The 20382-nt window shown below is 55.0% G+C and carries 20 protein-coding genes; 12 read left to right on the top strand and 8 right to left on the bottom strand.

Annotated elements, in window-relative coordinates:
• Positions 1-421: 421 nt before the first annotated feature.
• From xthA to HVY19_RS08965, 6 genes are all read left to right on the top strand, one after another.
• Positions 422-1228, top strand: coding sequence for an exodeoxyribonuclease III (xthA, locus tag HVY19_RS08990; RefSeq protein ID WP_181683961.1), 807 nt, complete (start codon positions 422-424; stop codon positions 1226-1228).
• Positions 1229-1250: 22 nt separating this feature from the next.
• Positions 1251-1910 (top strand): VTT domain-containing protein, encoded by a 660-nt coding sequence (locus HVY19_RS08985; protein ID WP_249419109.1) that lies wholly within the window; start codon positions 1251-1253, stop codon positions 1908-1910.
• A gap of 2 nt (positions 1911-1912) precedes the next feature.
• Complete coding sequence (locus tag HVY19_RS08980) at positions 1913-3076, top strand: ABC transporter substrate-binding protein (RefSeq protein WP_181683959.1); 1164 nt, start codon at positions 1913-1915, stop codon at positions 3074-3076.
• Entirely contained in the window at positions 3049-4584 is a 1536-nt protein-coding gene (locus HVY19_RS08975) for a thiamine ABC transporter permease (RefSeq protein WP_181683958.1), read from the top strand. Before HVY19_RS08980 ends, HVY19_RS08975 begins: the two co-directional genes overlap by 28 nt.
• Positions 4584-5216, top strand: coding sequence for an ATP-binding cassette domain-containing protein (locus tag HVY19_RS08970; protein WP_181683957.1), 633 nt, complete (start codon positions 4584-4586; stop codon positions 5214-5216). Before HVY19_RS08975 ends, HVY19_RS08970 begins: the two co-directional genes overlap by 1 nt.
• Positions 5217-5303: 87 nt before the next feature.
• On the top strand, positions 5304-6611 hold the full coding sequence (locus HVY19_RS08965) for a sulfurtransferase (RefSeq protein ID WP_181683956.1): 1308 nt from the start codon (positions 5304-5306) through the stop codon (positions 6609-6611).
• A gap of 87 nt (positions 6612-6698) precedes the next feature.
• Here HVY19_RS08965 and HVY19_RS08960 read toward each other — a convergent pair whose 3' ends face one another.
• From HVY19_RS08960 to HVY19_RS08950, 3 genes are all read right to left on the bottom strand, one after another.
• A complete protein-coding gene (locus tag HVY19_RS08960; RefSeq protein ID WP_181683955.1) occupies positions 6699-7316 on the bottom strand; it encodes a CDP-alcohol phosphatidyltransferase family protein in 618 nt (205 codons plus the stop codon).
• Positions 7309-7878, bottom strand: a complete 570-nt coding sequence (locus HVY19_RS08955) for a carboxymuconolactone decarboxylase family protein (protein WP_181683954.1) — start codon at positions 7876-7878, stop codon at positions 7309-7311. Before HVY19_RS08955 ends, HVY19_RS08960 begins: the two co-directional genes overlap by 8 nt.
• 78 nt (positions 7879-7956) lie before the next feature.
• Positions 7957-8232, bottom strand: coding sequence for a YnjH family protein (locus HVY19_RS08950; RefSeq protein WP_181683953.1), 276 nt, complete (start codon positions 8230-8232; stop codon positions 7957-7959).
• 235 nt (positions 8233-8467) lie between these two features.
• Between HVY19_RS08950 and gdhA the strand changes: the two genes are divergently transcribed.
• Complete coding sequence (gdhA, locus tag HVY19_RS08945) at positions 8468-9811, top strand: NADP-specific glutamate dehydrogenase (RefSeq protein WP_181683952.1); 1344 nt, start codon at positions 8468-8470, stop codon at positions 9809-9811.
• 52 nt (positions 9812-9863) lie between these two features.
• Here the strand turns inward: gdhA and topB are convergent, their stop codons facing one another.
• From topB to HVY19_RS08930, 3 genes are all read right to left on the bottom strand, one after another.
• A complete protein-coding gene (gene topB / locus HVY19_RS08940; RefSeq protein ID WP_181683951.1) occupies positions 9864-11816 on the bottom strand; it encodes a DNA topoisomerase III in 1953 nt (650 codons plus the stop codon).
• A 4-nt stretch (positions 11817-11820) separates the two neighbouring features.
• Positions 11821-12864 (bottom strand): selenide, water dikinase SelD, encoded by a 1044-nt coding sequence (gene selD, locus HVY19_RS08935; RefSeq protein ID WP_181683950.1) that lies wholly within the window; start codon positions 12862-12864, stop codon positions 11821-11823.
• A gap of 116 nt (positions 12865-12980) precedes the next feature.
• Positions 12981-13532, bottom strand: coding sequence for an NAD(P)H nitroreductase (locus HVY19_RS08930; protein ID WP_181683949.1), 552 nt, complete (start codon positions 13530-13532; stop codon positions 12981-12983).
• Between the two features lie 164 nt (positions 13533-13696).
• On the opposite strand from HVY19_RS08930, the gene sppA reads away from it, so the two are divergent.
• The 5 genes from sppA to yajD all read left to right on the top strand — a co-directional run bounded on the left by sppA (position 13697) and on the right by yajD (position 19278).
• Positions 13697-15550 carry a signal peptide peptidase SppA gene (gene sppA / locus HVY19_RS08925; RefSeq protein ID WP_181683948.1) on the top strand — a complete coding sequence of 618 codons (1854 nt, stop codon included), beginning with the start codon at positions 13697-13699 and terminating at the stop codon, positions 15548-15550.
• 122 nt (positions 15551-15672) lie between these two features.
• Complete coding sequence (gene ansA, locus HVY19_RS08920) at positions 15673-16689, top strand: asparaginase (protein WP_181683947.1); 1017 nt, start codon at positions 15673-15675, stop codon at positions 16687-16689.
• Between the two features lie 10 nt (positions 16690-16699).
• Positions 16700-17341 (top strand): bifunctional nicotinamidase/pyrazinamidase, encoded by a 642-nt coding sequence (gene pncA, locus HVY19_RS08915; protein WP_181683946.1) that lies wholly within the window; start codon positions 16700-16702, stop codon positions 17339-17341.
• A gap of 202 nt (positions 17342-17543) precedes the next feature.
• Positions 17544-18797: a glycoside hydrolase family 18 protein gene (locus tag HVY19_RS08910; protein ID WP_181683945.1), complete on the top strand. Its 1254-nt coding sequence runs from the start codon at positions 17544-17546 to the stop codon at positions 18795-18797.
• Between the two features lie 136 nt (positions 18798-18933).
• Positions 18934-19278: an HNH nuclease YajD gene (yajD, locus tag HVY19_RS08905; RefSeq protein ID WP_045855011.1), complete on the top strand. Its 345-nt coding sequence runs from the start codon at positions 18934-18936 to the stop codon at positions 19276-19278.
• Between the two features lie 51 nt (positions 19279-19329).
• Here yajD and HVY19_RS08900 read toward each other — a convergent pair whose 3' ends face one another.
• On the bottom strand, positions 19330-19605 hold the full coding sequence (locus HVY19_RS08900) for a YeaC family protein (RefSeq protein ID WP_181683944.1): 276 nt from the start codon (positions 19603-19605) through the stop codon (positions 19330-19332).
• 41 nt (positions 19606-19646) lie between these two features.
• Complete coding sequence (gene msrB / locus HVY19_RS08895) at positions 19647-20060, bottom strand: peptide-methionine (R)-S-oxide reductase MsrB (RefSeq protein WP_181683943.1); 414 nt, start codon at positions 20058-20060, stop codon at positions 19647-19649.
• Positions 20061-20382: the final 322 nt, after the last annotated feature.

Genomic DNA, 20382 nt, shown 5'->3' with positions numbered 1-20382 from the left:
GTTATTTATATGTTAATAAAAAGTAGTGTTTGCGCTGTAAATGTAGATTGCACTCTTCGTGCCAGCCAGAAGAAAAAATGCATAAACGGGGTCGTGTTACGGAAAATCAACCAGTTACAGCACAGCAATATTCACTATTTGTGCATAAAAAGTGAATATGTTTGCGTATTTGAGGAGTTATTAGTGGAAAAACCGCAGTATTATGCAGAGGCCAAATATAATTCTGGAAATGTGATCGTATGCGAAATTTACAGGAAATTATTGCGCCATTTTGACGCAATCTGCCCTAAAAAAGGGCAAGCGTTGCCCCATCGTTATCACCACTAGCACACATTGTTGAAAACAACCGACAAGTGGCAGTCATTCCGCCTAAATTCTGCTACCATCCTTGCACTATTCACCTTGCACAGTGGCAGCGACTATGAAATTTGTCTCTTTTAATATCAACGGCCTGCGCGCCAGACCTCATCAACTGGAAGCCATTATTGAAAAACACCAACCGGATGTGATTGGCCTGCAGGAGACAAAAGTTCACGACGATATGTTTCCGCTGGAGGATGTCGCTAAACTCGGCTACAACGTGTTTTATCATGGACAGAAAGGCCACTATGGCGTTGCGCTGCTGACGAAAGAGACTCCCATCGCCGTTCGCCGTGGCTTCCCCAATGATGATGAAGAGGCCCAGCGTCGCATCATCATGGCGGAACTTCCCTCACCGCTTGGCAACCTGACCGTCATTAATGGCTATTTTCCACAGGGTGAAAGCCGTGACCATCCGCTTAAATTCCCGGCTAAAGAAACGTTTTATCAGAATTTACAGGATTATTTATCAACCGAACTGACCCGCGATAATCCGGTGTTAATCATGGGGGATATGAACATCAGTCCTACCGATCTGGATATCGGCATCGGGGAAGAGAACCGAAAACGCTGGCTGCGTACCGGCAAATGTTCGTTCCTGCCGGAAGAACGCGAATGGATGGACCGGCTCTTAAACTGGGGGTTGGTGGATACCTGGCGTCAGGCAAACCCGGAGAGTATGGATAAATTCTCATGGTTTGATTATCGCTCCAAAGGCTTTGATGATAACCGTGGCCTGCGTATCGATCTTCTGCTGGCGAGCAATCCGCTGGCGGAACGCTGTGTCGAAACCGGCATTGATTACGAAATTCGCAGCATGGAGAAACCGTCCGACCATGCGCCGGTCTGGGCGAAATTTAATCTCTGACCGCCCCGTGAACACCAGGAAAATCCTGTTCGCAGGTCTGTTATTACTTATTATCGTCGGGGTGGTCTGGTCTGTTCCCCCCGGCGTGTTGTCGCTTGAGTCAATCAAGCGCTATCAGCACACGCTGGCAGACTGGCAGCACCACTCGCCAATACTTTGCGCCGGCCTCTATTTTTTGCTTTATACCCTGGTGGCTTCGCTGTCGATTCCCGGGGCGGCACTGCTTACTCTCCTTGGCGGCGCGCTGTTTGGTCTGTGGCAGGGAACTCTGTTGGTTTCCTTTGCCTCCACGCTGGGGGCGACGCTGGCCATGCTGACCAGCCGTTATCTGTTGCGTGAGTGGGTTTCCCACCGCTTTAGTCGCCAGATGATAAAGGTCAATCAGGGAATGGTGCGCGACGGCACCTTTTACCTGTTTGCGCTCCGCCTGATGCCGCTGTTTCCGTTTGTCGTCGTCAATCTGCTGGCCGGGCTTACCGCCATTGGCGTGCAGCGTTACTGGTGGGTCAGCCAGTTGGGAATGTTGCCTGCCACGGTGGTTTACCTCAATGCCGGACGCCAGCTCAGTCAGTTAACCTCCGTTCATGACATTCTTTCACCCGCTATGCTGACGGCTTTCGCCCTGTTGGGGTTATTACCGCTCGTTTCTCGTTGGCTGGTGACGCGTTTTATAAAGGAGTAATTATGCGCCCGGGACTGTTACTCGCCGGCCTGCTGTTGACGGGTCAGGTACACGCCAGCGACAACTGGCAGCAGATAAAGAATGAGGCTTACGGTCAGACCGTCTGGTTCAATGCGTGGGGCGGCGATAACGCGGTCAACCAGTATCTTGACTGGGTGAGCAGCGAGATGAAAACCCACTACGCTATTGACCTGAAAATCGTGCGACTCGCGGATGCTGCCGATGCGGTGAAACGTATCCAGACTGAAGCTGCCGCCGGGCGCAAAACCGGCGGTTCGGTGGACTTGCTATGGGTCAATGGAGAAAACTTCCGCACGCTCAAAGAGGCCGGGCTGCTCAGCACCCACTGGGCGGAAACGCTGCCGAACTGGCGTTATGTCGATACGCAGAAACCCGTGCGCGAAGATTTCTCAATCCCGACCGAGGGTGCAGAGTCTCCCTGGGGCGGCGCGCAGTTAACGTTTATTGCCCGACGCGATGTAACGCCGCAGCCGCCCGAAGATCCCCAGTCGCTTCTGGCCTTTGCGAAGGCGCATCCGGGAACCGTGAGCTACCCGCGCCCGCCGGATTTTACCGGCACGGCGTTTCTGGAACAGTTGCTGATTTCGCTGACAAATCAGCCGAAGGCACTGAGTGTCGCGCCAGATACTGCCACCTTCAACAACATTACCGCACCGTTGTGGCAGTATCTCGACGCACTGCACCCCTATCTGTGGCGTGAAGGGAAAGATTTTCCGCCGTCTCCGGCGCGGATGGATACCCTGCTGGATGCCGGCACGCTGCGCCTCTCGCTAACGTTTAACCCGGCGCACGCTCAGCAAAAAGTCACTCGTGGCGAACTTCCCAAAAGCAGCTATAGCTTTGGCTTCAGCGAAGGCACAATCGGTAACGTCCATTTCGTGACAATTCCGGCGAACGCGCGCGCCCGTGCCGGTGCCAGGGTCGTGGCCAATTTTCTGATCTCCCCAGAAGCCCAGTTGCGTAAGGCCGATCCGGCGGTCTGGGGCGAACCCTCGGTTCTGGACCCGAAAAAACTGCCACCCTCTCAGCAGGCAGCATTAGCTGAGCGGATCCCGCAAGGACTGCCCGCCGTGTTGCCCGAACCCCATGCCGGCTGGGTTAACGCACTGGAACAAGAATGGCTGCGCCGCTACGGTACACGTTAATTCTGCTGGCATGGCTGGGTATGGCGCTCGTCTACCTGCCCCTGCTGCCCGCCGGCGTGTTACTGATTACTCCCGCACTGTCGCTGGATAACTGGCATGCGCTATTAACCGATCCGCAACTGCCCCAGGCGCTGCTGGCGACCGTGGTGTCCGTCGCTGTGGCGTCCGTTGGAGCGCTGTTCATTGCCCTGAGCATCGTCGTCGCGATCTGGCCGGGCGACCGCTGGTTAAAGCTCTGCGGCCGTCTTCCCTGGCTACTGGCGATCCCCCATGTTGCCTTTGTCACCGCCGTCCTGCTGCTGTTTGCCGAAGGAGGACTGTTCTGGCGCTTGGTGCCTTTTCTCTCAACGCCTATTGATCGTTGGGGCATAGGACTGGGGCTTACGCTGGCGGTGAAAGAGAGTGCCTTTGTGCTGTGGATTTTATCGGTACTGCTCAGTGAAAAGCGCCTGTCGCAGCAGGTCATTGTGCTGGATTCCCTCGGCTATAATCGCCGCCAGGCCCTCAACTTGCTGCTGTTGCCCTCGGTGGCCCCCGCACTGGGCGTGGTCATGTTGGCCGTTGTGGCATGGACGCTATCAGCGGTGGATGTCGCCCTTATTCTCGGTCCCGGTAATCCGCCCACGCTGGCGGTATTAAGCTGGCAATGGTTAAGCCAGGGTGACAGCCACCAACAGCATAAAGGCGCGCTGGCAAGCCTGCTATTAATGGTATTACTCGCGCTTTTCGCCCTTTTCGGCTATCTCTTCTGGCGCTTGTGGCGTCGAACCCTCCCCGCCGAAGGTGGCTTGCGACGCCCCATGGCACGGAACCTGACGGGCAATACTTTTACACTCACGCTGCCGCTCACCGGGATAATATGTCTTGTTCTGTTAGCCACCGTCGCGCAGCACGCTGCGCTCAATATCGAAGCGTTAAGCCGTAGCCTGTGGTTAGGCCTGACGTCAAGCCTGCTGGGGCTTGTCATCCTGTTGCTCTGGCTGGAATGGGGACCACAGCGCGGGCATCGCTGGGTCTGGCTACCGATCCTGCTTCCGGCGCTGCCGCTGGTGATGGGGCAATATGTCGTGGCGTTGCGTCTGGATCAGGACGGGCAACCCGCTACCCTCATCTGGGGTCATTTGCTGTGGGTGATCCCGTGGATGTTGTTCGTACTTAAACCCGCCTGGCAGCGTATTGATACGCGACTGGTGCTCATTGCCCAGACTCTGGGCTGGTCAGCGTTAAAAATTTTCGTTTACGTAAAATGTCCGCTGATGCTGCGCCCTGCGCTGGTGGCACTGGCGGTCGGCTTTTCAGTCAGCATCGCTCAATATATGCCTACGCTATGGCTGGGTGCGGGACGTTTCCCTACGTTGACGACTGAAGCCGTCGCGCTCAGTAGCGGCGGCAGCACTGGCGTGCTGGCGGCTCAGGCGCTGTGGCAACTGCTGTTACCGCTGTGTATGTTTATACTGACTGCGGCACTCTCATTCTGGATCGGCCGCGCCCGACAAGGACTGCGCTAATGCTCTCTGTACGCCATCTCTCACTGTCCCTGCCGCGAGCGCCGCTGACAGGTCCCCTCTCTTTTGATGTCGCAAAAAGTGACATTGTCACATTAATGGGGCCTTCCGGTTGCGGCAAATCGTCACTGCTCTCCTGGATGGTCGGCGCCCTTACCGCACCGCTGCGGGCGAGCGGTGAGCTTTGGCTGGACGCCCGGCGCATCGATACACTGCCCACCGCCAGCCGTCGGATCGGCATTTTGTTTCAGGACGCCCTGTTGTTTGATCATTTCAGTGTCGGGCAGAATTTATTACTGGCGCTTCCTGCTTCCCTGCAGGGGGCTGCACGGCATGATGCAGTGCAGCATGCGCTCGAACGTGCAGGCATGGGGGACTTCGCCTCCCGCGATCCCGCAACGTTATCTGGAGGACAGCGGGCGCGAATTGCCCTGCTCCGCGCGCTGCTTAGCCAACCTCAGGCGCTATTGTTAGACGAACCGTTCAGCCGCCTCGATGCCGAGCGCCGCGATGATTTTCGCCAGTGGGTCTTTGCCGAGGTTCGTCGACTCCACATTCCCGTGGTGCAGGTGACTCACGACGCGCAGGATGTCCCTCCGGGAGGAAGCGTCATTCAACTGGCAGTAACACAATGAAAATGCGCGCATACTGCGTCAACGCAATGTTTTTCCCGGAACTGAGGAACACAATGTTGCCCTCTTATTTCAACGTCGGGCAATTCGATGAAACGTGTTTCTCAAATGACCGCGCTGGCACTGGCTTTAGGGCTCGCTTGCGCTTCTTCATGGGCTGCTGAAATGGCGCAGACGCTCAACTTCAACCAGCTGATGCAAAATAAAGGGACGGCGATAGATACTCGCCCAAGCGCTTTTTATAACGGCTGGCCACAGGCACTTAACGGCCCTTCCGGACATGAACCCTCTGCCCTCAATCTTTCCGCAAGCTGGCTCGACAAGATGAGCGATGAGCAACTCGCTGCCTGGATCGATGCGCATCAACTGAAGGCCGATTCTGCCGTCGCGCTTTATGGTAGCGACAGCGATGTTCAGGTCGTCACATCCCGTCTGCAAAAAGCCGGACTGAAACAAATTTCGCTGCTTAGCGATGCGCTTACCGATCCTGCCCGTCTGCAAAGGATGGCGCATTTCGAGCAACTGGTTTATCCGCAGTGGCTGCATGACCTTCAGCAGGGCAAAGCGGTTACCGCGAAACCCTCAGGAGAGTGGAAAGTCATTGAAGCCGCCTGGGGCGCGCCGAAATTTTATCTGCTCAGCCATATTCCGGGGGCGGATTATATCGACACCAACGAAGTTGAAAGCGAACCGCTGTGGAACAAAGTTTCTGACGACACGTTGAAAGCAATGCTGGCGAAACACGGTATCCGCCATGACACCACCGTCATCCTTTACGGACGCGATGTTTACGCGGCGGCGCGTGTCGCGCAGATCATGCTGTATGCCGGGGTGAAAGATGTCCGCCTTCTCGATGGCGGCTGGCAGGCCTGGTCCGATTCGGGTTTGCCTGTTGAACGAGGCACCGCGCCGAATGTTAAACCGGCCCCGGAATTCGGCGTGCCCCTCCCGGCGCAGCCACAGCTGATGCTGAATACAGAACAGGCGCGCGGTTTACTGCATCGTCAGGATGCTTCACTGGTGAGCATCCGTTCCTGGCCTGAGTTTATCGGCACCACCAGCGGATACAGCTATATCAAGCCCAAAGGCGAGATCGCAGGTGCACGCTGGGGCCATGCAGGCAGCGATTCAACGCATATGGAAGATTTCCATAACCCGGATGGAACGATGCGCAGTGCGGATGATATCGCTGCGATGTGGAAGCAGTGGAACATATTGCCAGACCAGCAGGTAGCATTCTATTGCGGCACCGGCTGGCGAGCGTCAGAAACGTTCATGTATGCCAGAGCGATGGGCTGGAAAAATGTCGCTGTCTACGACGGCGGCTGGTACGAATGGAGCAGTAATCCGAAGAACCCTGTCGCCACCGGTGAACGCGGTCCAGAAAGCAGCAGGTAAGGCGTAACCGTCATCCGGTAATCCGGTGCCTGATGGCACTACGCTTATCAGGCCTACAGGCACTCTGCAGGCCTGATACACACCGCGTCATCCAGAAACATGTTTCAGCGTCAGATACCCGCTCCAGACACGGGTGAAGGTCGTCATCCAACATAGCGCGCCGAATATCCATGCCAGTACGGCAAAATGTGACGGAAACAGACACCCGAGGACAAACAGTAAGATTGTCTCCGTGCCCTCGGTTAATCCGCCCAGGTAATAAAACGACTTGTGGGCATATCCAGGATTATCAATCTGATGCTTTGCTGCCAGCGCCGCAAAAGCCAAAAAGCTGCTACCGGTGCCGATGAAAGCAAACAGCAACCAGCCGCCTGCCAGCGCGTTTTGTTGAGGATCCGCCAGAATAAAACCAAACGGTACCAGCGCGTAAAACAGAAAATCGAGCGAAATATCGAGAAATCCTCCGGCGTCGGTCAACCCTCTGCGCCGCGCCAGCGCGCCGTCCAGACCATCCAGCAGGCGGTTAATCACGATGGCAATCAACGCCGCCAGATACCACCCCAGCGCCAGAAACGGCAGTGCCAGGACGCCAACAGCAAACCCCAACAGCGTGAGTCCGTCAGGGGTTATCCCCGGCTTATCGAATTTTTCGGCACAACGATGGAGCAACGGTTTCAGCCGCGGATGCAAATGTCTGTCAAGCACGTGGCACTCCTTTGAGGCTGTCACACAGCCCCTGGGAGGGAATATCCAGCGCCGCGTTAAAGCGTGCAGACAGATTCTGAAACGCCAGCAGCGCCGTCATTTCGCTAATCACCTCATCGGTAAAATGCTGCTTCATCAGTTCTTTTAGCGCGTCTTCTACGTTCGGCGGCGTGGCAGTCACGGCGTCAGCATAGGCCAGCGCGACGCGTTCCTCTTCGGTAAAAAGCGTAGAATTCTGCCATTCCGCCACTGCCAGCACTTTCTCCATCGCCCCGCAACGTTCGGCCAGGCGCAAACTGTTGGCATCCACACAAAACGCGCAGTGACAAACCTGTGAGACACGCGTCATCAGCAGCGCCCGCAGCACCGGACTCAGGCGCGCGCGCTTACGTTCCAGATACCCAACAAACAGCGCAACCAGCCAGAAAAGTCCCGGCATCCGTCCCCACCAGCGCGTGGGATGTAGCACTTCGCCGTAATGTTTTTTCTGGGTTGCGGCGAGGGGTTTAAGACTGGCTGGAATGTGGCTTAGTGGCTTTACCCACGGTTGCGGATCGTTCAAAGGAGACTCCCGTGACTTCAGGTCAAAACAGTGACCATAGTATGTCACTTTTCCTTACTTAACATTGACGCTCCGCATTTACGCTTTCACGCGCCGCCAGACCAGCGGATTGGTGCTTAGCGCTTTTTCATCGCGCTGGCACTGCAACAGTACGCCCTCGGCTTTGATGACCGCGCCTTCGGAATAATTTTGATCCTGATAAATGCAGCACTGATTACAGGGCTGCGCGCGCTGCCCGCTGGAGCTGAAGACTTCCGGCGGCACGTTAACGTCCACTTCCGGACGAATGTTCTGGTTGGCCAGCGTAGTAAACGAGAGCGAGGCCAGCACGGCGGTCATGATGAAATAACGCATGGAATTTCCTTATCTTTTTAAGATTACCCTCAGTATAACGGCATTCTGTCTGACAAATTTAAGACTTCTCTATCATCGTTTTTAATTATGACTACCGCCTCGTTATTAATTTGCTTAGCAGCATCATTTTTTCCTTGCGTCCCGTCACATTCCTGGTGGTATAGTCAAAATCTGCAAACACTTATCTAAAACACAAAAATACAACCATATTCATCTACAAGAGGCGTTTAAATCTATGGATCAGGCATGCTCTCTGGAATCATTTCTCAACCATGTACAAAAGCGCGACCCGCATCAGACGGAGTTCGCGCAAGCTGTTCGTGAAGTTATGACCACCTTATGGCCATTTATCGAGCAGAACCCGCGTTATCGTCAAATGTCTCTACTTGAACGGCTGGTTGAGCCAGAGCGCGTGATTCAGTTCCGCGTCGTGTGGCTGGACGATCGCAATCAGGTCCAGGTTAACCGCGCCTGGCGCGTGCAGTTCAACTCAGCCATTGGCCCGTACAAAGGCGGTATGCGTTTCCATCCGTCGGTCAATCTCTCGATCCTGAAGTTCCTTGGCTTTGAGCAAACCTTTAAAAACGCCCTGACAACTCTGCCGATGGGCGGGGGTAAAGGCGGTAGCGATTTCGATCCTAAAGGCAAGAGCGAAGGCGAAGTTATGCGTTTCTGTCAGGCGCTAATGACCGAACTTTACCGTCATCTGGGGCCGGATACCGATGTTCCTGCAGGTGATATCGGCGTGGGCGGTCGTGAAGTCGGCTTTATGGCGGGGATGATGCGTAAGCTCTCCAACAACAGCGGCTGCGTATTTACCGGTAAAGGCCTCTCCTTTGGTGGCAGCCTGATCCGCCCTGAAGCCACGGGCTACGGACTGGTCTATTTCACCGAAGCGATGTTGAAACGTCATGGTCTGAGCTTCGAAGGGATGCGCGTCGCCATTTCTGGTTCTGGTAACGTGGCGCAGTTTGCTATCGAAAAAGCGATGGAATTTGGTGCGCGCGTGGTCACTGCCTCTGACTCCAGCGGCACGGTGGTTGATGAAACCGGCTTTACGAAAGAAAAACTGGCGCGCCTGTGCGAAATCAAAGCCAGCCGCGACGGTCGTGTCGCTGATTATGCTCGCGAATTCGGTCTGACCTATCTGGAAGGCAAACAGCCGTGGTCAGTGCCGGTAGATATCGCCCTGCCGTGCGCAACCCAGAACGAACTTGACGTCGATGCCGCCCGCACGCTGATCGCTAACGGCGTGAAGGCCGTTGCGGAAGGGGCAAATATGCCTACCACTATCGAAGCAACCGATCTGTTCCTGGAAGCCGGTGTGTTGTTTGCGCCGGGTAAAGCCGCGAATGCCGGTGGTGTTGCGACCTCGGGTCTTGAGATGGCGCAGAACGCCGCACGTCTCAGCTGGAAGGCAGAGAAAGTGGATGCGCGTCTGCACCACATCATGCTGGATATTCACCACGCCTGCGTGGAGTATGGCGGCGAAAGCAAGCAAACCAACTACGTGCGCGGCGCGAATATTGCGGGCTTCGTGAAAGTCGCCGACGCAATGTTTGGTCAGGGTGTGATTTGATTCGTCGGCCGGATAATGCCTGATGGCGCTACGCTTATCAGGCTTATGAAATCTACAGGCCCGCCTCTGCTGATGGCGGGCTTTTTTTCGCCGTTCGCTTACGCGGCGCGGCTTTTTTCTTCTCACCGCCACTGCTGGCTGCCCCGGGTGCGACAATCCCCCGGAAGCGGCGCACAGGCGTGGACTTTGCCTGATCAATCAACTGATACAGCGTTCCCACCAGCGGTTGCATAAAATCCTGATAGCGACACTGCTTCTCGCTGATTTGTGTCAGAATCGACTCCCAGTGGGCAGTCATATCCGGGCGCGTTGCCATCTCCGGCAGGGAATGAAACAGCGCTTTCCCGGCATCGGTTGAATGAATGTAGCGCCCTTTTTTGACCAGAAAACCGCGTTTGAACAACAACTCAATAATCCCCGCGCGGGTGGCCTCGGTACCCAGACCGTCGGTAGCACGGAGGATCTTCTTCAGATCTTTATCCTGTACGAAGCGGGCAATACCTGTCATTGCGGAAAGCAGCGTTGCATCAGTAAAATGGCGCGGCGGTTGAGTCTGGCGCTCGACCACTTCCCCCTTTTCGCACAACAATTCATCCTCTTTCGCCACCACCGGCAACGGCGTACCGTCGTTCTCTTCATCGCGCTCTTTATTGCCGAGCAGCGTGCGCCATCCGGCTTCAGCAAGGAATCGCGCTTTGGCGATGAATTTTCCTTTGGCAATGTCGAGTTCAATGACGCACTTGCGGAAAACCGCATCCGGGCAGAACTGCATTAGATACTGACGGGCGATCAGGTTATACACCTTTGCCTCGTTCTCGGTCAGATGGACCGAAGAACTGCGTGCGGTGGGGATGATCGCATGGTGCGCATCGACCTTTTTGTCGTCCCAGCAGCGATTACGGGTATCGGGGTTCACCACCGCATGCGGCAGCAGGTCTGCCGCATGGACGCTGATGGCGTTGAGTACCGCATGACGGCCAGCAAAATGCTCTTCCGGCAGATAGCGGCAGTCGGAACGTGGGTAAGTGATCAGTTTGTGGGTTTCGTACAGCTTTTGGCAGATATCGAGCACGTTTTGCGCGCTCAGGCCAAAGCGTTTCGCGGCGTCAATCTGCAGTGCCGAGAGCGAAAACGGCAGCGGTGCGGATTCTGATTCCCGTTTATCGTTATAGCTGGTGACAATCGCCGGCTGGCCGTTGATCCGGTTGACCACGTGCTCCGCCAGCGGTCGATGCAACAACCGCCCCTCTTCATCCTGATACGGCTCGCAGGCTTCGCTCGGCTGCCAGATTGCCGTGAAGCGTTCATCCGCAGGCGTCACGATGTGGGCTTTAACTTCAAAGAAATCTTTCGCAATGAAGTTTTCGATTTCTTCATCACGACGGACCACCAGTCCCAGCACTGGCGTTTGTACGCGACCGACCGAGAGCACCCCCTGGTAACCCGCGTTACGACCGAGGATTGTGTAGGCGCGGGTCATATTAATGCCATACAGCCAGTCGGCACGGGCGCGCGCCAATGCCGACACGCACAGTGGGACGAATTCATTATTAGAGCGTAAACGCTCAATGGCGCGTTCAACGGCCTGCGGGTTAAGGTCGTTAATTAAACAGCGCTGTACCTGCTGACGTTTTTCCGGTGCCAGTTGCAGATAGTCCAGCACCTCATCCACCAGCAGTTGCCCTTCGCGATCGGGGTCTCCTGCATGGATGACCTCACTGGCCTCGTGCAGGAAACGCTTAATAACGTTGAGCTGTTTGGTGACAGAAGGACGCGGTTGTAATTGCCATTTTTCGGGGACGATCGGGAGATCCGCCAGGTTCCAGCGCGCATAGCGGCTGTCATAGGCATCAGGCTGCGCCTGCTCCAGCAGGTGACCGATACACCAGGTCACGACCTGACCGTTCCCGCATTCGATAAAGCCATCACCTTTGCGATGCGGCTTAGGCAGCACATCAGCTATCGCGCGGGCAAGGCTCGGCTTTTCGGCAATAAACAACCGCATTGGATTAACGGATCTCTACCATGGCGCGGCCGCCACGGGCTTCAACCAGCTCACCAATGGCCGTCAGGTCAATACCGAACTCAGCGGCCGTGGCTTTCACCTCAGCTTCCGCTTCTGGCATAACGGCCAGGAGCAGCCCGCCGGACGTTTGCGGATCGCACAGTAAATCGCGCACTTCTGACGGCATTTCTCCCATCAGATGACCATAGCTGGCGAAGTTGCGTCCGGTCCCCCCCGGCACGGCACCCTGCTTAATATACTCTTCAACGCCAGGCAGTTTGGGGATGTCCTGATAGTTAATCTGTGCCTGCACGCCTGCGCCCTGGCACATTTCGCTGAGATGACCGAGCAGACCAAAGCCGGTCACATCGGTCATCGCTTTTACGCCTTCAATATTCGCAAACGATGCGCCAGCAATGTTCATCCGGCACATCACTTCCGTCGCCAGTCCCTGATGCTCCGGCTTGAGCAGCGATTTTTTCTCGGCAGTGGTGAGAACGCCAATGCCCAGCGGTTTAGTCAGGAACAGTTTGCAACCGGCCTGCGCGGTGCTGTTTTTCTTCACTCGCTCAGTCGGCACAATGCCGGTCACGGCGAGGCCAAAGATCGGCTCCGGCGCGTCAATGGAATGACCGCCCGCCAGCGCAATCCCCGCCTGACGGCAGGCAAAACGCCCGCCTTCGGTCACTTCGCGAGCGATTTCCGGCGAGAGCGTGTTTATCGGCCAGCCCAGAATGGCGATCGCCATTATCGGTTTACCGCCCATCGCGAAGATATCGCTGATGGCATTGGTTGCCGCAATGCGTCCGAAATCAAACGGATTATCGACAATCGGCATAAAGAAGTCGGTGGTACTGATAACGCTGGTACCGTTGCCAAGATCGTATACCGCCGCGTCGTCGCGGGTCTCATTTCCCACAAGCAGGTTCGGGTCGACAAACTTCGCCTGCTCGCTGTGCAGGATGGTTTCCAGCACTTTAGGGGAAATTTTACAACCGCAACCAGCTCCGTGGCTGTATTGCGTTAAACGAATAGCATGCTCGCTCATGGACATCTCCTGTCATTGCAATCCGGCTATGGTAACGCTCATTCTGTGAAGTGGTAAGAGAGAGTGTCTGAATTCCGGCGCACTTGCTCAGAATCCAGACAGTTTTGCGGATTAATCTAAAATTTGCTGACGAATGGCGTCGGATCCGGCACGTTAATGGTGGTAGAGGCTTTCAGCTGCGGCGTTCCCAGATAGAGAAAACCGACGATTTTGTCCTGCGGGCGGCAGTCAAATGCCTCCCGAACCTCCGGGCTCTCCGTCAGTGCGCCACTGCGCCAGATACCGCCGAACCCCTGGGCAATCGCCGCCATTTGCATTGCCATCACCGCGCAGCCCGCAGACATCTCTTGTTCCCAGACGGGGACTTTGGGATTTTCTTCGCATTTCGCCACCACGGTGATGATCAGCGGTGCGCGAAATGGTGCGCTTCGGGCTTTCTCTATCGCCTGTTCGTCGCTTCCTGCCGCAATCGCCCCTTTTTGCAGGACGGTGCTGAAGCGCTCGCGGCCTTCGCCTTCAATAACAAAAAAATGCCAGGGTTGCAGAGCCTTATGGTCAGGCGCACGCATACCTGCGCGCAGGATATTTTGTAATTGCTCACCGGCAGGTGCGGGTTCCGCCAAGCGTGATGCGCTACGACGGTTAATCAGTAATTCAAGTGCATCCATTTCCTTAACTCCCGTGATGATGAATATTCACAAAATTAACACGAGAGCAGAATTTGTTACAGCGCAGACAGTGATTCCTGCTGACAAGTGCCAGCGGGGTCATTAGGATAACCTCATCTCATACGCCTTAACCGGCGTATCATTTGTAACGGTTGGGAGAAGACATGCGAACCCTGTGGCGATTCATTGCCGGTTTTTTTAAATGGACGTGGCGACTGCTTAATTTTGTCCGCGAGATGGTGCTGAACCTGTTTTTTATCTTCCTGATCCTGGTGGGTGTAGGGATCTGGATGCAGGTCAGCAGCAGCACCAGTGAACAAGCCGGGCGCGGTGCACTGCTGTTGGACATTTCCGGGGTGATCGTCGATAAGCCGTCCAGTACGCATCGTCTGGGCGCGATAGGCCGCCAGTTGTTCGGCGCCAGCTCCGATCGCTTACAGGAAAACTCCCTGTTCGACATCGTGAATACTATCCGTCAGGCCAAAGACGATCGCAACATTACCGGCATCGTGATGGATTTGAAAAACTTTGCCGGCGCCGATCAGCCGTCAATGCAGTATATCGGTAAAGCGCTGCGTGAATTCCGCGACAGCGGCAAGCCGGTTTATGCTGTCGGCGATAACTTCAGTCAGGGTCAATATTATCTGGCCAGCTTCGCTAACAAGATCTGGCTCTCGCCGCAGGGTTCTGTCGATATTCACGGTTTCGCCACCAACGGACTGTACTACAAGTCTCTGCTGGATAAGCTGAAAGTCTCTACCCACGTCTTCCGCGTCGGCACCTATAAATCTGCCGTGGAACCGTTTATTCGTGACGATATGTCACCGGCAGCCCGTGAAGCGGACAACCGCTGGATTGGCGAACTGTGGCAGAACTATCTCAATACCGTGGCAGCGAACCGTCAGGTCCCCGCACAACAGGTCTTCCCTGGGGCGCAGGGCGTACTGGATGCGTTGACGAAAGTGGATGGCGACACCGCGCAGTATGCGCTTAACAGCAAGCTTGTGGATGCCCTGCTTTCCAGCGCTGAAGTGGAAAAAGCGCTGACCAAACAGTTTGGCTGGAGTAAGACAGAGAATAATTATCGGGCGATCAGTTACTATGATTATTCGCTGAATCCGCCAGCAGACACCGGCGGTTCGATCGGCGTCGTCTTTGCTAATGGCGCGATCATGGACGGCGAAGAGACGCCGGGGAACGTCGGCGGCGATACGACCGCGTCGCAAATTCGTGAAGCGCGTCTGGATCCGAAAGTGAAGGCCATTGTACTGCGCGTGAATAGCCCTGGCGGAAGCGTGACGGCATCTGAAGTGATTCGTTCCGAGCTTGCTGCAGCAAGAGCAGCGGGTAAACCAGTGGTGGTTTCGATGGGCGGAATGGCGGCGTCTGGTGGCTACTGGATCTCCACGCCAGCCAGTTACATTGTGGCAAACCCCAGCACCCTCACCGGTTCCATCGGCATTTTTGGCGTTATCAATACCGTCGAGAACAGCCTGGATTCGATTGGCGTTCATACTGACGGCGTCGCGACGTCCCCGCTGGCTGACATTTCAGTGACCAAAGCCTTGCCGCCGGAAGTCCAGCAAATGATGCAATTAAGCATTGAGAATGGCTATAAACGTTTTATCACGCTGGTAGCCGACGCGCGCAAGTCAACGCCTGAGCAGGTAGACAAAATTGCCCAAGGTCACGTCTGGACCGGGCAGGACGCCAAAGCGAATGGTCTGGTCGACAGCCTCGGCGACTTTGACGATGCGGTTGCCAAAGCCGCTGAACTGGCGAAACTCAAACAGTGGCATATCGATTATTATCAGGCTGAGCCCGATTTCTTCGATATGGTGATGGACAGCATGAGCGGCTCTGTTCGTGCGATGCTGCCCCAAGCGATTCAGGCCATGCTTCCGGCACCGCTGGCCTCTGCGGCCAGCGCCGTTAAAGCAGAAAGCGATAAGCTCGCCGCGTTTAACGATCCGCAAAATCGTTATGCGTTTTGCCTGACCTGCGCTAACGTGCGCTGATCTGTCAATGCCGGTTGGCGGCGATGTCTTATCCGGCCTATCTTCTACCCGTAGGCCGGATAAGTTATTTACATCGCCATCCGGCAAGAGTGACCTCTCCCCCTCAAACACTGAAAATGACCATGCAGAAGAAATCAATTTACGTTGCCTATACTGGCGGTACCATTGGTATGCAGCGTTCTGAACAAGGTTACATCCCGGTTTCGGGCCACCTCCAGCGCCAGCTGGCGCTGATGCCTGAATTCCATCGCCCGGAAATGCCGGACTTTACTATTCATGAATATGCGCCATTAATGGATTCATCCGATATGACGCCGCAGGACTGGCAGCATATTGCCGATGACATCAGGGCCCATTACGATGAATATGATGGTTTCGTGATCCTCCACGGCACCGACACCATGGCGTTTACCGCCTCTGCCCTGTCTTTTATGCTGGAGAATCTGGGAAAGCCGGTCATTGTGACAGGGTCACAAATCCCGTTAGCTGAGCTTCGCTCTGACGGTCAAATCAACTTGCTGAATGCGCTGTACGTTGCGGCTAATTACCCCATCAACGAAGTGACTTTGTTCTTCAACAACCGTCTGTTTCGCGGCAACCGCACCACCAAAGCACACGCTGATGGCTTTGATGCCTTTGCCTCGCCGAACCTCCCGCCGCTGCTGGAGGCCGGGATCCACATTCGCCGCTTAGGTACGTCGCCAGCGCCCACGGGCAAAGGTGAACTGACGGTTCATCCAATTACCCCCCAGCCCATTGGCGTGGTCACGATTTACCCGGGGATCTCTGCTGACGTGGTGCGTAACTTCCTGCGCCAGCCGGTCAAGGCGCTGATTCTGCGTTCCTACGGCGTCGGCAACGCGCCGCAGAATAAAGAGTTCCTTAATGAACTGAGCGAAGCCAGCAAACGCGGTATCGTGGTGATCAACCTGACCCAGTGCATGTCCGGCAAAGTGAATATGGGCGGTTATGCCACCGGTAACGCGCTGGCACATGCAGGCGTCATCGGCGGCGCAGATATGACCGTCGAGGCTACGCTGACCAAGCTCCACTACCTGCTGAGCAAAGGGCTCGATACCGATGCCATTCGCAATGCAATGACGCAAAACCTGCGCGGTGAACTCACCCCCGATGATTAAGGAGTTTTACATGGCAAATCGCGCGCTCTTGCTGGTCGATTTACAAAATGATTTCTGCGCCGGTGGCGCTCTGGCCGTCCCTGAGGGCGACAGTACGGTGGATATCGCTAACCGGCTGATAACCTGGTGCCAGTCACGTGGGGACGTGGCGATCGCCAGCCAGGACTGGCATCCGGCTAACCACGGCAGCTTTGCCCGTCAGCATCAGGTTGAGCCTTACACTCAGGGGCAGCTTGACGGCCTGCCGCAAACGTTCTGGCCCGAGCACTGCGTACAACATAGCGAGGGCGCTGCGCTGCATCCGTTGCTCAATCAAAAGGCGCTGGCGGCAACTTTCCACAAAGGCGAGAATCCTTTGGTGGATAGCTATAGCGCCTTTTTTGATAACGGACGGCGGCAGAAAACCAACCTCGACGACTGGCTACGCACGCATAGCATCACTGAGCTCATCATCATGGGGCTGGCGACAGACTACTGCGTGAAGTTCACGGTGCTTGATGCCCTCCAGTTGGGATATTCCGTGAGCGTCATTACCGACGGCTGTCGCGGCGTGAATATTGAACCGCAGGATAGTGCTCAGGCGTTTATGGACATGGCGGCTGCGGGTGCAACGCTGTACACGCTGGCTGACTGGGAAGAGACGCAGCCGTAGTACCGCCATCCGGTTCACCATGCAGGCCGGATAAGGCGCTTGCGCCGCCATCCGGCAGGTAAAATCTCGTTTGCGCTTAGTCACATAAAGTGAACTTTATCGCAGCGGCAACCGCTTACCAATGCTACTCTTTGATGGTTGTTTTTTCGCCACGCCATTTCCGTGGCGTGTTTACTTTTTTTAATGTCAAAGAGGATCCGCTATGAAACTTTTGCCTTTACTGGCAGCTTTACCCCTGCTCTGCGCTTCTGTGGCTTCCGCCAGCTCAATGATGTCCGTCGGTTATTTTAACGGGGGCGGTGATGTCACTGCCGGGCCAGGCGGCGATATCAACAAACTCGACGTTCGTCAGATAACCCACCTGAACTATTCATTTGGGCTGATTTACAACGATGAAAAAGATGAGACAAACGACGCGCTGAAGGACCCGGCAAAACTGCACCAGATTTGGCTGTCGCCGAAGGTGCAATCCGATCTCGCTCTTCTTCCCGTCCTGCGCAAACAAAACCCAAATCTTAAAGTCCTGCTGTCTGTTGGCGGCTGGGGCGCACGCGGCTTCTCCGGTGCGGCAGCAACACCTGAAACGCGAGCCGTGTTTATCCAGTCCGCTCAGGCGATTGTCGCAAAATACGATCTGGACGGTATCGACCTGGACTGGGAATATCCGGTTAACGGTGCCTGGGGACTGGTTGCCAGTCAGCCTGCCGACCGCGATAACTTCACGCTGCTGCTGAAAGAACTACGCCAGGCGTTTGGCAACAAAAAACTGGTGACCATTGCCGTCGGGGCAAATGCCGAAAGCCCGAAAAGTTGGGTGGATGTTAAAGCCATTGCGCCGTTGCTGGATTACATCAACCTGATGACGTACGACATGGCCTACGGTACGCAGTATTTCAACGCTAACCTTTATGACTCTAAAGCCTGGCCGACCGTCGCCGCAGCCGATAAGTACAGCGTCGATTTTGTGGTGAATAACTACCTTTCTGCCGGCCTTAAACCTCAGCAGATGAATCTGGGCATTGGCTTCTATGGCCGGGTACCTAAGCGCTCTGTTGAGCCGGGTATCGACTGGAGTAAGCCAGATGCGCAGAAAAACCCGGTCACCCAGCCCTACTTTGGTGAACAGGAAGTGAGTCTGTTTAAATCTCTGGGGATAGACCTGAAAAAAGATACCTATGTGAAATACAACGACATTGTTAAAACGTTCCTCAACGATCCGCAGAAACGCTTTACCGAACACTGGGACGATCAGGCTAAAGTACCGTGGCTGTCGGTTCAGTCAGCAGACGGTAAGTCCCTGTTTGCGCTCTCTTATGAAAACCCGCGCTCGGTGGCGATCAAAGCGGACTACATTAAGAAACGGGGGCTGGCTGGCGCCATGTTCTGGGAGTACGGCGCGGATGATGACAACCAGCTCGCCAAACAGCTGGCGGATTCGCTCGGTATTAAACACTAATCCCCACTCTCGCCCCATGTTACCGCATGGGGCGTAACGTCACGGTGCCCCGCGCTTCACAATCGGTTATGATAGTCCCATCCGCTGCGACAACGCTGGCGCAGCTTTTCATTTTCTCCTGAAGGCATGAGGCTTTATGGCTTTTATCCCCAAAAACTACGCCCGTCTGGAAGTCGGTTACCGTGAAAAAGCGCTGAAACTTTTCCCCTGGGTCTGTGGGCGCTGTTCTCGTGAGTTTGTCTATTCTAATCTGCGAGAATTAACGGTGCATCATATCGACCACGATCATTCGAACAATCCGGAAGACGGAAGCAACTGGGAGATGCTGTGCCTGTACTGCCACGATCACGAGCACTCCAAATACACGGAGGCCGATCAGTATGGTTCCACCGTGGTGGCGGGGGAAGATGCGCAGAAGAGCGTCGGCGAGGCAAAATACAATCCGTTTGCCGATCTGAAGGCGATGATGAATAAAAAATAGTCACACCTTCCACGCCCGGCGGGTTTACGCGGACCGGGCGTGCGGCACAATTCAGGATTTAAACGTCGCTATCGGTTTCGGTACAATGCCGAAATCTTCTTTCAGTTGCTGCTTGCTTTTCATTACCATCTGACCGTTAGTATCGATGGTCATATGCTGCGCGTCGTGGTTATTGCGGGCCTGCCACAACATAACCAGTTGCATACTGTTCTCTTTTTGCTCCGCCGTTAGCGCCACGCCATCCGGCCATTTTCCCAACTCAACCGCCGTTGACAAACGCTGATACACTTCCGGCGTCATGTTGTTAATAATTTCATCAAAATTCATGATGAGTCCGCTCCTTTGGAATAATTTGCTGAATCGTTTTTTCAACCTTTCGTTCTTTCGCCGCTTTCATCGTCGGTAAAGCTTAATGATGCTGAATTGACGCAGTAGCGCTCACCCGTAGGTTGCGGACCATCCGGGAAGACGTGCCCCAGATGAGCATCACAGTTGCCGCAGCGAATTTCGATCCGCTGCATACCATGCGAAAAGTCTTTCAGGTAGCGGATCGACTCCTCGCTGACAGGCTCGTAGAAGCTCGGCCAGCCGCAGCCGGAGTCGTATTTCGTTTGGGCGTTAAACAGCGGCGCGTCGCAGATCAGGCAGTGGTACACACCATCTCGCTTGTTATGCAGCAACTGGCCGGTAAATGGCGGTTCCGTGCCGTGATTTTGGGTCACATAAAACTGCATTTCGGTAAGATTTTTTTTCAGATCTTCAGCAGAAGGTTTATTCGCCATTTTGCTCACATCTCGCTTTTAGAACACTCACATTGCGTGACCGATTCTAACAAAACATTAACACCTCAGTATGAACTTTTGTTCTAAACTTGAGTGTTGAGAAATTGCAGCGCGTGAATCGTGACCAAAATCACATTTTTATCTCAGTTGCACTTTAAAATTCGGGTCGCCGCCCCCATGTGGTTTCAAGCCCAATGGAAGAGTGAGGCGAGTCAGCTGTCTAAAGCTTGTGCTGAGGATTGATTTGTCGCAATGATTGACACGATTCCGCTTGACGCTGCGTAAGGTTTTTGTAATTTTACAGGCAACCTTTTATTCACTA

This window comes from Citrobacter sp. RHB25-C09, from assembly GCF_013836145.1.
Taxonomy (GTDB): Bacteria; Pseudomonadota; Gammaproteobacteria; order Enterobacterales; family Enterobacteriaceae; genus Citrobacter_A.
The sequence above is the reverse complement of the archived record's forward strand: the minus strand, read 5'-3'. Positions and strand labels throughout refer to the sequence as shown.